8 protein-coding genes are annotated in these 13,465 nt (G+C 38.2%); 5 read left to right on the forward strand and 3 right to left on the reverse strand.

Annotated elements, in window-relative coordinates; all coding sequences use genetic code 11:
* Positions 1 to 23 precede the first annotated feature (23 nt).
* Positions 24 to 1,970 (reverse strand): M1 family aminopeptidase, encoded by a 1,947-nt coding sequence (locus tag CW736_RS05065; RefSeq protein ID WP_101012872.1) that lies wholly within the window; start codon positions 1,968 to 1,970, stop codon positions 24 to 26.
* An 85-nt stretch (positions 1,971 to 2,055) separates the two neighbouring features.
* Here CW736_RS05065 and CW736_RS05070 point away from each other — a divergent pair, with 85 nt between their 5' ends.
* Together CW736_RS05070 and CW736_RS05075 are read left to right on the forward strand one after the other, a co-directional pair.
* A complete protein-coding gene (locus tag CW736_RS05070) occupies positions 2,056 to 2,742 on the forward strand; it encodes an SCO family protein (RefSeq protein WP_101012873.1) in 687 nt (228 codons plus the stop codon).
* Between the two features lie 101 nt (positions 2,743 to 2,843).
* Positions 2,844 to 3,776 carry a DUF3078 domain-containing protein gene (locus CW736_RS05075; RefSeq protein WP_101012874.1) on the forward strand — a complete coding sequence of 311 codons (933 nt, stop codon included), beginning with the start codon at positions 2,844 to 2,846 and terminating at the stop codon, positions 3,774 to 3,776.
* Positions 3,777 to 3,940: 164 nt separating this feature from the next.
* Here CW736_RS05075 and CW736_RS05080 read toward each other — a convergent pair whose 3' ends face one another.
* Positions 3,941 to 6,352 (reverse strand): outer membrane beta-barrel family protein, encoded by a 2,412-nt coding sequence (locus CW736_RS05080; protein WP_101012875.1) that lies wholly within the window; start codon positions 6,350 to 6,352, stop codon positions 3,941 to 3,943.
* Positions 6,353 to 6,443: 91 nt separating this feature from the next.
* Between CW736_RS05080 and lepA the strand changes: the two genes are divergently transcribed.
* The gene (gene lepA / locus CW736_RS05085) at positions 6,444 to 8,243 is read left to right on the forward strand and encodes a translation elongation factor 4 (RefSeq protein ID WP_101012876.1); all 1,800 of its coding nucleotides are present in this window, start codon (positions 6,444 to 6,446) and stop codon (positions 8,241 to 8,243) included.
* 164 nt (positions 8,244 to 8,407) lie between these two features.
* Here lepA and CW736_RS05090 read toward each other — a convergent pair whose 3' ends face one another.
* Complete coding sequence (locus CW736_RS05090; RefSeq protein ID WP_101012877.1) at positions 8,408 to 10,258, reverse strand: cation:proton antiporter; 1,851 nt, start codon at positions 10,256 to 10,258, stop codon at positions 8,408 to 8,410.
* Positions 10,259 to 10,375: 117 nt separating this feature from the next.
* Between CW736_RS05090 and CW736_RS05095 the strand changes: the two genes are divergently transcribed.
* Together CW736_RS05095 and CW736_RS05100 are read left to right on the forward strand one after the other, a co-directional pair.
* Positions 10,376 to 11,227, forward strand: a complete 852-nt coding sequence (locus tag CW736_RS05095) for a universal stress protein (RefSeq protein ID WP_317044417.1) — start codon at positions 10,376 to 10,378, stop codon at positions 11,225 to 11,227.
* Positions 11,224 to 13,440 carry a SulP family inorganic anion transporter gene (locus tag CW736_RS05100; protein WP_101012878.1) on the forward strand — a complete coding sequence of 739 codons (2,217 nt, stop codon included), beginning with the start codon at positions 11,224 to 11,226 and terminating at the stop codon, positions 13,438 to 13,440. Before CW736_RS05095 ends, CW736_RS05100 begins: the two co-directional genes overlap by 4 nt.
* Positions 13,441 to 13,465: the final 25 nt, after the last annotated feature.

Here is a 13,465-nt window from a genome sequence, read left to right on the forward strand (position 1 = left end):
GTTGGCATAATGCTATTATAGATTTAGCGTACCATTAGCTTCTTGGTGACCGCACCTTTTTCTGAGGTAAGTTTAATAAAGTAGATACCACTGATTTGTGGCGCAGTAAAAACCATCGCAGGACGAGCCTCCAGTTGGTCTTTATAGTCCAGGATCAATCTTCCATGAAGGTCATATATTTTAAGATCTGTCAAAACACTAGTGTCTGTAATAATTTGAAAAGTATTGGAAGTAGGGTTGGGAAATAGTTGAAATTCCGCTTTCGCGAAAGCGTCACCTATACCAAGTGTAGCCGTATTATTCTTGCTTATAGTGGCAACATCTGGATCTATTTCTACCGTAGCAACGTTAAAAGGAACGCTGATGCTAAAATTTTCATTCAAATTATTGATGTTCAATACCTCCCATTGTTCTTGACCAGTGACTCCAGTAATTTTAACAGGAAGCGCTACTTCAAATAAACTCACAGAGCTATGGCTGGGCAGCTGCTGGTAGTTCATTGTGATTCCAGTAGGTGTTGCTGACCAGTTGATCGTATGCTGCGGATAGCCTTCTCCGTAAATCCAGTCGGCAAAAAATTCGGTCAGATTTTGCCCACTAGTAGCTGCTGCTATAGCTTTAAAATCAGGTGTTTTGGCATAATTAAAAGAAAGTTGTGGGTCGTTCAAGTAGTTTTGAAGGGTTTGTTGGAAATCGGTGTTCCCTATTTTTTCACGCAACATATGCAATACCATGCTGCCTTTATAATAAGATAGATTGCTATTAAACACACGTCCTACACTTAAGGTGTCTTGTGCGGGAACATAAACACTGCCGTTAGTAGAAGTGGTGGCTCTATTATTTGCATTCATACGCCAAGACTTAAAACTGCTGCTTCCGTCCAGATGCTCTACCGTCATTCCTGTAGCATAAGTAGCAAAACTCTCGTTGAGCCATATGTCTTGCCAGCTGCCACAAGTTACCTTATTCCCAAACCACTGATGAGCCAGCTCGTGCGCGATCAAACCCCGACTAAATCCGCCCATAAAACTAATAGTGGTGTGCTCCATGCCGCCACCCCAACCGAATTGTGCATGACCGTATTTTTCACTTCTATAAGGATAGGCTCCAAAGGTGGTTTCAAAGAAGTTCATAATAGGAACGGTCACCGCAGTACTTGCTTGTGCAGTTGCGAGATCTTCGGGATACACATAATTATCTATTGGTAAAGCGGTTGCGCCGCTACCTACCAGATCGGTATATCTGGCATAATTGGTTACCGCAATGGCAATCAGATAAGCTGGAATAGGGTAGTTGTGTTGCCATCTGAATCTTTTTCCAGTGGGTGTTGTTGTTTCAGAAAGGAGCAAGCCATTAGAAACGCCTGTGTTTCCTGCGGGGGTATGTATAATGACTTCTGTTTGATCAATTTTATCGTTGAGGTCTTGTTTGCAGGGCCACCAGGCTTTGGCGCCATAAGGCTCAGAAAGAGTCCATATAATTCCAGCATTATTATGCGTGGTTTGCGCAAAACTTCCAAATCCGCTTGCTATAGGGTTACCGCTATAGGTCACACTTAGACTATCTAAAACAGCATTATTTTGCGTTGCCGGCAGGTCGATAACCAATTCGTCATTTCCATTATTGATATAGGTAAGTGGGACACCTCTTTGTGTTACTTGGCTTACATTCATATTATTAGCCAAGTCAAATGTTATTTGATTGATGGCACCCACCGCTTCAAAATGGGAGGTTACCGTTCCAGAAATAATCGCAACATCTGGGTCTGTATCGAGTTCTAGACGTACGTATTTAAGATCGTAATTTGCAGTAGCTTGATGTATACTGCGTGAGGACGGGTTGATCAAAGAAGATTTTAAGAGACAAGCATCCACACCTGGCTGTGGATAAGTGGTAGTTGTTTGTTGTGATGCTGCTTTCGCGAAAGCGAGAATAAAACAAACTAAAATTAGTATTTTAAAATTCTTCATTTTATAGGGGGTTTCTAGTAAGGAAAGTTACAAAACATTCAATATTAGGATAATTAGGTCGTAATTTTGCAAAAAAGTATCAATTATGCTTCAATTTTTCATTAAAAATAAGTGGCGCGTTCTTTTTATGTTTGTCTTGTGCAGTGCGATAATGGCTGCTTTTCAATATGCACTTACACCAGAAAAAACGCTTCCAATTCTTCAGCCAGATAAGTTTGACCCTTCCCTGGTAGACGACTCTATGCTTTTTGTAAAAAAATACCATAAAATAGCTCCTTTTGAATTGGTAAATCAAAACGGAGACAGCATTACTCAAGACGATTATACGGGTAAGATTTATGTAGCAGACTTTTTCTTTACCACATGTCCTACCATATGCCCTGTCATGACTAAAAACATGATGCTGGTTCAGGAAGCCTTTATAAATGACCCTGAAGTACTGATTTTATCTCATAGTGTAACTCCAGAAATAGATTCTGTAGCAGTGCTTAAAAAGTATGCAGTTAAAAAAGGGGTGATGGATGCTAAGTGGAATTTAGTGACAGGTGATCGCAAGCAAATCTATGACCTAGCTCGTAAATCTTATCTCGCTGCAAAAGACAACAAATACGGAGGAGAATACGCATTGATCCACACAGAGAATTTCTTGCTGGTCGATAAAGAAGGAAGGCTTAGAGGCCGCTCTTATGACGGTACAGATCCAGAAGATGTGCAGAAATTAATAGAAGATATTTACATCTTAAAAGAGAGTTACAAAAGGCAAGATCAGTGATCTTGTAGAAAGGCAGCGACTGGCAGGTATTCCTATATTTTTGTTTTATATTTTTTTTAAAGTATATTTATATTCACTTCACGTTCAACTAATATTCTATTATGAAACAAATACTGTTCAGCCTTGTACTGGCATTTTCAGTAAGCATGTCTTTTGCTCAAACAGAGCAAGAATTGAAAGCCATGAAAAAAGTAAAGAAAGATTCTATAGCTCAGATCCAAGAACGTGTAGATGCTATCCAATCAAAGATAGACGCTATTCCAGGCTGGAGGTATGGCGCTTTTGGAACGGTTGGGGTGAACCTCTCCGAATTCAGCAATTGGTATTCTCAAGGGACTGCTAATGTGTCTTCTGGAACTATAGGGCTGACGATCAATTCTTTTGCAAATCTCAAACAACCTAAATATTTCTGGAGAAACTCCTTGAATGTTAATTTAGGATGGGTAAAATTTGATGATAAAGACGACCCAACAGATGATGCTAGTTTTCAAGAAGCGACTGACGTTTTTAATATTTCCTCTCTCTACGGTTTTAAATTAACTGAAAAAATAGCAATTTCTACATTGGGAGAATACCGTACTACTATTCTTAACAATCTTAATGATCCCGGGTATTTGGATCTTGGAGTTGGTGGTACTTGGACACCTGTTACTAATCTTGTCGTAGTGGTGCACCCTTTGAACTACAACTTTGTATTTGTAACAAACAACCCTGTTTTTGAATCTTCTTTTGGAGCAAAAGTAGTGGCCGATTATACTCGTAGCATAGGTGAGGTGAGTTTTAAATCTAACTTGTCTGTGTTTTATAGTTATGAAAACAGGGATCTTTCTAATTATACGTGGATCAATTCTTTTGGTTACACCCTATGGAAAAATATAGGTGTAGGATTTGAGTTTGGTATAAGAGGTAATAAGCAAGAAGCATTGAACTTTGAAAACAACAACCTAGCTGTTGGGGCGACTCCATTTACATTTGATTCGGTAAATAATAAGCTGCAATCTTATTATTTAATAGGATTGAATTACAAGATTTAAAAGAGCATTTCATTTATTGAAAAAGGCTTTCCATTTCTGGAAAGCCTTTTTTATGCTGGAAAATGATATCTTGAATCAAGAGTATGTTTTATGAAAATAGCGATTTTATTGTAGCTAAAGTCTTGATTAAAAATGCGACTAACAAAGTAGTTCCACCTTTTTTATTAAAGTCCGAGTTCTTTTTTAGTGGTGCGATTTTGTTCTTCAGGAGTAGACAGCTCTTTATTTGCCAGTCTGAAATTACCAAAGTTATAAGTAAAGCCCACACTTACTGTTCTCGTTTCTGGCAAGCTCAGGTAATAATTATCTTGATTTAAATAACGGGTAGTCATTCTTTGGTTTTGGGTTCTAAAAATATCAGTAAAGGCCAGAGATAGTTGTGCTCTTCTATTCCAAAGACTCTTATTAAAACTCATGTTAACGCCTAAAGAATCTCCCCATTCATAAGATCCAAAGAGTATACTAGATAAATAGGTGACGTCTACATCCATAGATAAAGTTCTGTTATCTGCAAGGTTGAATCGGTTAAAGGAGTTGAGATAGAATCCAGTAGTAGAATTGACTACATCTACACCTCCAGATTGAACTGCCCTGGTTTCATTTTCCATGTAGAATAAACTCGTACTGATCCCAGTATACCAGTTGCTATTTACATATTGATATGTGGCAGCGTCTATGCTATACTGTAATTCATAGTTTAAATTGATGCTCTGTGAGTTCAATTCATTAGTTGCATTGTTTTGAAAAGGGACATCGCTCAACAAGTTTTCGGCATACAGAAAATAAGTATTGATAAACCAGGCATTCTTATGATTCCAGCTCAAGGTGAATTTGTTATTGAATGCTGGTTGTAGATTAGGATTTCCAGTATTTGTATTAAAGTCATTTATAAAAGTACTGAACGGATTTAAATCTGCGTATCTAGGTCTGTCAATGGATCTTTTATAGCTTAAGGTGTAGGAATTGTTCTCATTAAATTGGTTGGTCAGTGCTAGATTAGGGAATAATTCTAGGTATTCTTGAGTATTCACTTGGCCTTGAGACTGTGAGACTCCGTCTACATCAGTTTGCTCTGCTCGCAACCCAGCAGCAAAGGACCATTTTTCCCAACTGCGATCTAGTTGCGCATAGGCAGCATAAATATTTTCGTCATAAAGGAATAAATCAGATAATGCGGGGTTAAGAATAGAGCCACTATCGGTATCAAAGAAATTTTGGGAACTGCTTGAAGCAACGTTGGAGAATTTTAAACCAGTACTAAAGGCATAATTTCCTAAGGAGGTATTGTAATCTAATTTTGCCGTATAAATATCGATTTCTTGAAGGGCATCAGTTAAAAAACTGTTTGTTCCTGTTGTAGCCTGATTGTTGTCAAAAAAGCGGGTGCTTAAATCTTGCAGTTGATCACTATTGGTAAAAATATAATTTCCCTCTAAAGTTAGAGAAGCACCGTTCTCATTAAGACTATGTTGCCACTGTGCGTTTACAAAACCATTAGTTCTATTTTTCTCAAATTGAGAGTCGGTGTTAAATCCAGAAAAGCTGGTCCCTGCATGAGGTAAAATGAGCGTTTGGTTTTGATAATTGACATCGTTATTTTGGTTGGTGCTAAAATTACCAGAAAAGCTTAAAGCATTTTTCTTATCTACGCTAATATCAACAATGGTATTGAAGTTATGAGCGGCACTGCGATCTACTTTTTCTAGTTCAGTGAACCACCTCTCTGACCTACTGCCATCTGGATTAAAAAAGCCTATTTGTGAGTCGTCAAACTTGAAGTCTTTTCTAGGGCTAAAGTTGTAATTGGCATACACATTAAGCCAGTTATTCTTGTAAAAATGTGAGGTTCCTATCTGGTATTTAGTAAAGGTTCCTTGAGTCCACGAACCGTTTACATTTCCTTTATAACCTAATGAAATGCCTTTAGAAGTATTGATGTTGATCACAGCAACACCTTCTGCATCATAACTCGCCGGCGGATTTGTAATTACTTCTACACTCTTGATATTGTCAGCGCTATAACTGCGTAGTAAGCTGCTCAGTTCATCATTGGTCAGGTACACACGCTTGTTATTGATATAAATTACTGCGGGCGAATTTTGAACCATGTAGGTTCCTTCCATTTCAAAGACCCCTGGAGTCTTTTTTAACAGGTTTTCAGTGTTACCAATGCTTAAGATGGTATTTTCTACATTAAAAACTAATCTATCAGTCTTTTTATCTATGGTAGGTTTGCTTGCGGTTACCACAACCGCCTCAAGTTGTTCGGGGTCTTCAGCAAGATAGAAATCTCCTATTTTCCCTGAGCCAGTAATGTTTTGCTTTCGCGAAAGCGTAACATATCCAACAGAAGAAATCTGAAAAGTATATGCTCCTTGTTGAAAATCTTTGAATTCAAACTCTCCTTTTTCATCTGTTGCTGTTGCTTTGTAAAAGGTACTGTCTGGCATTTTAAAAGTCACAACGGTGGCGTAGGGTATAGCTACTTTCTCTTTAGTCCATACGTTTCCTGTAAGATCATTTTGTGCAGTCGTACTAAGGACTAGGAGAAAAATAAAAAAGGGTAAATATTTCATTCTAAAGAATTTAAAGACGAGCTAAAATACCAAACCTCATCAAAACTTCCCGCGATGTTTTAGATTATATTTGCACACTATTGAAAGGACTATGAAGAATATACGTAATTTTTGTATCATCGCACATATTGATCACGGGAAGAGTACGCTGGCAGACAGGCTGTTAGAGGCTACTCAAACGGTTACAAAACGGGAGTCTCAAGCTCAGCTGCTGGACAGCATGGACTTAGAAAGGGAGCGCGGAATAACGATTAAATCACATGCGATTCAAATGGATTATACGGCTCCAGATGGGGAGCAATATATTTTAAATTTGATTGATACCCCTGGACACGTTGACTTTTCTTATGAGGTATCGCGTTCCATAGCCGCCTGTGAAGGCGCCTTACTTATCGTTGATGCTGCACAAAGTATACAAGCACAAACTATTTCTAATCTTTACCTAGCTTTAGAAAATAACCTGGAAATTATCCCTGTGCTTAATAAAATAGACCTTCCTAGTGCCAACCCAGAAGAAGTAACAGATGATATCGTAGATTTATTAGGGTGTGACCCTAGTGATGTTATTCCTGCAAGTGCCAAAACCGGACAAGGAATTCAAGAAATTTTAGATGCGATTATAGCAAGAGTTCCTGCTCCTAAAGGGAATCCAGACGAGCCGTTACAAGCGCTTGTTTTTGACTCCCAGTACAACCAGTTCCGTGGAGTAGAGACTATTTTTAGAGTGATAAATGGCTCTATAAAAAAAGGGCAACACATTAAGTTTGTAGCCACAGGAGAAAGCTATCATGCTGACGAGGTGGGTACTTTAAAACTCAATCAAGTTGCTAAAAAAGAAATAAAAACCGGCGATGTAGGCTACCTCATTACCGGTATCAAAGATGCCAAAGAAGTAAAGGTAGGGGACACGATCACTGACCACGCCACGCCAACTACAAATCCTATAAGTGGATTTGAAGATGTAAAGCCTATGGTATTTGCGGGTATTTATCCGGTAGATACAGAGGATTACGAAGATTTGCGATCCAGTATGGAAAAACTCCAGCTCAATGATGCTTCTCTAGTCTTCCAGGCAGAGAGTAGTGCGGCGCTAGGTTTTGGATTCCGTTGTGGATTTTTAGGTATGTTACACTTAGAAATTATCCAAGAACGACTGGAACGCGAGTTTGACATGACTGTGATTACTACAGTTCCTAACGTGTCTTATCATGCCTATACTCATAAGAATCCAGATGAGATCCTTATCGTAAACAACCCAACCGACCTTCCAGAGCCTTCTAGTTTGAATAGAGTAGAAGAACCTTATATCAAGGCGACTATCATTACTAAATCTGATTTTGTAGGGAATGTGATGTCATTATGTATCGAGAAACGCGGTATTGTGACCAATCAAACTTACCTCACCACAGAGCGTGTGGAATTGACTTTTGATATGCCACTTGCCGAAATCGTTTTTGACTTTTACGACAGGTTGAAGACGGTGTCTAAAGGCTACGCCTCCTTTGATTACATGCCTATCGGGATGCGGGAGTCAAAGTTAGTACGAGTAGATATATTATTAAACGCACAAACGGTGGACGCTTTGAGCGCATTGATCCATGCTGATAATGCTTATAATATCGGTAAAAAAATGGTAGAAAAACTGCGAGAATTGATCCCAAGACAGCAATTTGATATACCCGTACAAGCGGCTATAGGAGCAAAAATCATATCTCGTGAAACCATCAAAGCTTTGCGTAAAGATGTAACAGCAAAATGTTATGGTGGCGATATCTCTCGTAAACGTAAACTTCTTGAAAAGCAAAAGAAAGGAAAGAAACGCATGCGCCAAGTGGGTAATGTTGAAATTCCACAAGAGGCATTTATGGCGGTTTTAAAATTGAATGATTAAGCACTAGATAAGAATATGGCTTTTGCGAAAGCTACTACAAAAAAGTCTCATCAATTTGATGAGACTTTTGTTGTTTAGATTCTATTTCATTCACCTAATCCATCTATAAATGCTGCATGAATTCACGACGCATTACGTCTTTTAGGAAATAAAATGTTTTTTGTTTAGGATGGCTTCTCCTCCATAACGACTTCACCAGTGTCTTTTTCTACAATTTGTTTTCCTAGGTAAGCGAGTACACTTCCTTCTTCAATCTCTAAATTGAGAGCCATGGACGGTATGATATCGATCTTATTATCCTTTCTTACAAATAGAGGTATGATATCGTTATCTGTCTTAGTAATTTCTATAAGTCCTTTAAAATGATCTTGAGACCTGATTGTGATCTCATGAATTTTACCGTGATAGCGTGCCACCTCCATCATGTTTACATAATCGTCTGTCGCAGAAAACAACCCAGCATCAGAGTTTTTATTAGGGTTATTGATCTCGTTAGAATGTACTAATCTGTACGCTCCATTTTCACCAAAACGGTCGCTGAAACGTTCAAGAGCGTAGTCATTAATTTGTGAATTACCGGTAAGCGCTAACAAAAACCCAATGTTGTTAAATTCAATATCGTCTGATATGGAGTCTGAATAAATGTCGGCGGTTATAGCATCCAGTCCTTGTTCCTTTGCAACACGTATATTGCTTGCATTGGTATCTACTAAAACGACACTGCGGCCATGATCCTTTAGGTAGGAAGCAATAATTCTAGAGAATTTTGAGGCCCCTACGATCATGATCCCGTTAGATTTCTTAAGGAATACACCTACCATTTTTGCAAACAGTCGCGCGGTGGTAGCATTGAGCAATACCGTACCGAGGACGATCATAAAAACGAGTGGTGTGATGTATTCTGCTCCTTGAACTCCCTGAGCGACTAATTTAGATCCGAATAATGAGGCGATACCAGCAGCAACAATACCACGAGGTCCTACCCAAGAAATAAATAGTTTTTCATTTAATTTCAAACCGCTATGGGTTGAACTAGCAAACACACCAAGGGGCCTAATGACAAAGGCTATGATCGCAAATAGAACTGCGGTTTCCCATCGGTAGATCAAGTAAAGGTCTTCCATGTTGATGTTTGCAGATAGCAATATGAAGAGAATAGAGATCAACAGTACACTCAGAGATTCTTTAAAGTAAAGCAATTCTTTAAGGTTGGGTAAATTCATATTACCCATTACCATTCCCATGACTACTACGGCCAGTAATCCAGATTCATGTGCAAAAGAATCGCTTAGCACAAAAACGCCAAGCACTGTTGCAAGAGTAAAAACATTTAACAAATAATGAGGGATGAGCTTCTTTTTAATAGAGAAGACCAAGGCATGTGCAAAAGAAAAACCAAAGGTAAACCCGAATAAAACAATCTTACCAAATTCTTCTAAAGCAACTAAAGTGAATTCTCCACCAGCGCCCGCACTAATAAATTCAAAAACCAATACAGCAAATAAGGCCCCTATAGGGTCTATAAGAATCCCTTCCCATTTCAATATAGAACTCAAGTCTTTTTTAAGAGGAATATTTCTTAGAATAGGAGTAATTACGGTAGGTCCTGTTACAATGATAAGAGCAGAGAAAAGCAGAGAGATCTTCCAGCTCAATCCAAAAATATAATGAGCCGCCACGCCACCACCTGTAAAAGTGATAAGTACAGCGATGGATATTAATTTACCGATTACAGGTCCTGTATTTAGTATTTCGGTACGTTTTAGGGTGAGTCCGCCTTCAAATAAGATGATGCTTATCGCCAGGGATACAAAATAAAATAAACTGTCTCCAGGGAACAGGCCTTTTTCTCCATTCCATATGGGCTCTATAATCTTAGCGTCCATATATAATGTAGCGATAGGTCCTACCAGTAGACCTATAATAATAAGTGGTAAAATAGCCGGGATTTTAAACCTCCATGCCACCCATTGTGCCAGTATTCCTAATATGATAATTCCTGCTAACTCTAGCATGTTTTAAATTTTGAGGAAAATTACGACCTTTTTTACAGGTTTTATAATTGTTCCGCTTTCGCGAAAGCGAAATACGCAATAATTAAGCCTATATTTATGATTTTTAACAAATATTAAGTGTTGACTGATCCCTCATTTAAAAATATAGCGATAGGAATCGCATTTTCCCCTACCTTAGAAGCAAACGTAAGTGAAGCCGCTAGACTAAGCTGTATGTTGGGAGCAAAATTATTACTTATTCACGTAGGTAAAGGAAGCCCAGAAAAAATTCAGATCATTGATCAATTTATAGGAAATTGCAATCAATCGCAATTATCTTACGAGCTCGTTTTTAAAGAAGGAGAGCCGGTCGATGTTATTTTAGAAGCGGTTCAAGAATATCATATAGACTTACTTTTATTAGGAGCATTAAAAAAGGAAAAATTTGTAAAGTTTTACCTAGGTTCTATCGCTCGTAAAATTACAAGAAAAGCTACTTGTTCAGTACTTTTAATTACCAATCCCAGTGTGGTTAGAAAACCATGCAAGCACGTAGTAGTTAACAGTCTAAAAGATACGCATACCGAGCGCACCATAGGAACTGCTTTTTATGTAGCCCACAGTCTGGGCAGCAACCAACTCACTATTGTAGAAGAAATAGAAGACCAAAAAATATCTATTAAAATTGATGATGATCAAAGTTTGCGCAAAGCAAACCTGCTTAAAGAAAAATTAAAAAGGCAAGAGGAATCAAGAGTGCGTGGGATTTTAAGTCATATTCCTGAAGAACAAAAGGAGGGGATGTTTATAGAAACACAAGCTATTTTTGGAAAACGAGGTTATTCAATAGGTCATTACGCACAAATAGTACGTGCCGACCTTCTTGTTATGAACGGCCCTAAGAAATATACTTTTTTAAGCAGATTTTTTCCACACGATCTAGAATATATTTTAAAAGAATTACCTACAGATGTACTCATAGTAAGATGACGAAGAAGAAAACAGACATTAAAGGATTTTTTAAGTCATTGCCCAAAAACATTTTTAGTGGTTTTGTTGTAAGTCTTATAGCATTACCTTTAGGGTTAGGGCTTGCTATGGCTAGTGATGCACCACCTATTTCTGGTGTCATTGCAGCAGTGGTAGGCGGTGTTTTAGTTTCTATTTTAGGAGGCAGCCATGTCACTATTTCTGGACCTGGGAACGGGCTGGTAGGAGTTATATTAGTTGCTGTGGCGACCTTGGGGTTGAATGGAACCTATGCAGCAATCATATGTTCTGGAATATTGCTTACCATTTTAGGATTTTTAAGAATGGGTAAATTGGCAGATTTCTTTCCGTCCAGCGCTATTCAAGGAATGCTTGCTGCAATAGGCCTTATTATTCTGGGCAAACAGTTCCATATTATGATGGGCAATCAAATAAAGTTAGACGGCAGCGTGGATTATTTACTCGCTATTCCTTCTACTGTAATAGGTGCTTTTTCTTATGATCACTCCGGTTTTACTTATGCAGCAATCGCCGGTATTCTAGCATTAGGTATTATGGTTTTTTATCCTAAAATACGCAACAAATACTTTCACCTTATTCCAGCACCCATGTGGATCGTACTGATCTCTATAGGATTCAGCTATTTTTATGAATTGGTATTGCAGCAGCCGCACCCTGTAGACCCTGCTTATATGATCGCCGATATTCCTACTGGAGCTCAAATCATTTCTGATATTCCCATTCCAAATTTTGATCTGTTGGGATCTTTTAGCTTTTGGGGAAGTGTTCTTGCAATTACCTTGATCGCCAGTATAGAGTCTTTATTAAGTATCAAAGCGGTCGATCAATTAGACCCTGAAAAAAGACGATCTAATGTCAATAGAGACTTAAAAGCATTAGGTCTCGCTACTATAGGAAGCGGATTTTTAGGAGGTCTTAATGTAGTTACGGTAATTGCACGCAGTTCAGTAAATGTAAATAATGGTGGTAGCAATCGCTCTTCTAACTTTGCACATGCTACGTTTTTGGTGATTTTTATATTGCTGTTTAGTACGCAGCTCACTCGTATTCCATTGCCGGCATTGATGGCCATATTGGTTTATACCGGTTATAAACTGGCCTCACCAAGAAATATAGCTAAGATTTTTAGGATAGGTAAGGAGCAGCTCCTTATTTTTTCCACAACTTTACTGGTGACCCTATTTGTAGGTTTGATTTCAGGGATTTTGGCAGGTGTGTTGATGACATTTGTTATTCATGTGATTATTAATAAAGACTTGGAGCTTTTTATCAAAAACTGGAGCAAGCCTAATGTGTTGATGTTGAAAGAAAAGCGAGGGGATCAACATTATTATATCAACGTAAAACACTATTGTACATTTTTAAACTTTTACAAACTCAAAGAAAAATTAAATGCCATTCCAGAGACTGAAGACGTGGTTGTAGACCTTTCTCTCTGTGAATTTGTTGACCATACCGTAATGGAAAATTTGAGTGCTTATCAAGATGTCTTTCACAAACGAGGTGGGCACCTGGAATTGATAGGATTAGATCTTCACGGTACAGAATCAGGACATCCTTTTGCTTTAAGGAGGTTGATTCCTGGAATTCCATTCCTAACGGATAACCTAACTAAAAGGCAGACCACGCTTCAAGAGATTGCTGATAATTACAGTCTGAATTATGAGGCTGACGTAAAAGAAGATACAGAGGTGCTGGATGATTTTAGATACTTCAGAACCAAGCGTATTGAAAAAATATACAACAGGCTATTCAATAAAGATGCTTCTTTTTCAGTTTTTGATATACATTACTCTGAAGGGGAATTTATTGCCAAAGAAGACGTGCGTACCACTATGCTTCATATAAAATTTGATCATCAGATTCCAGAATTCACCTTAGATAGTGAAGGCTTTCTCGAGCGCGTTTATGCTATTGCCGGTTACAACGATATCCCAATAGATAATCATTCTGATTTTTCTAAGCGCTTCTATTTGTTAGGTGATGAACCCAAATTAGTTCAAGACTATTTTACTGATGATCTGGTACGATTCTTTGAAAGCAACACCTATTACCATGTAGAGTCTGATGGTATTTCTTTACTGGTATTTAAATCCCAACGAACCGCTGGAGTGAAGGAAATCAAACAGCTGCTAGACTTTGGTACAAGACTCTCTAAAATTGTGGTTAAAGAAGAAGCCCAGCAAGCTTAACGTCCTCATTTAAATAGGTATTAAT

The organism is Nonlabens sp. MB-3u-79 (genome assembly GCF_002831625.1).
Lineage (GTDB): Bacteria > Bacteroidota > Bacteroidia > Flavobacteriales > Flavobacteriaceae > Nonlabens.

Coding starts and splice junctions, on each gene's coding strand:
- CW736_RS05065 (WP_101012872.1), bottom strand. CDS start 1,970: ATGAAGAATTTTAAAATACTAATTTTAGTTTGTTTTATTCTCGCTTTC.
- CW736_RS05070 (WP_101012873.1), top strand. CDS start 2,056: ATGCTTCAATTTTTCATTAAAAATAAGTGGCGCGTTCTTTTTATGTTT.
- CW736_RS05075 (WP_101012874.1), top strand. CDS start 2,844: ATGAAACAAATACTGTTCAGCCTTGTACTGGCATTTTCAGTAAGCATG.
- CW736_RS05080 (WP_101012875.1), bottom strand. CDS start 6,352: ATGAAATATTTACCCTTTTTTATTTTTCTCCTAGTCCTTAGTACGACT.
- lepA (WP_101012876.1), top strand. CDS start 6,444: ATGAAGAATATACGTAATTTTTGTATCATCGCACATATTGATCACGGG.
- CW736_RS05090 (WP_101012877.1), bottom strand. CDS start 10,258: ATGCTAGAGTTAGCAGGAATTATCATATTAGGAATACTGGCACAATGG.
- CW736_RS05100 (WP_101012878.1), top strand. CDS start 11,224: ATGACGAAGAAGAAAACAGACATTAAAGGATTTTTTAAGTCATTGCCC.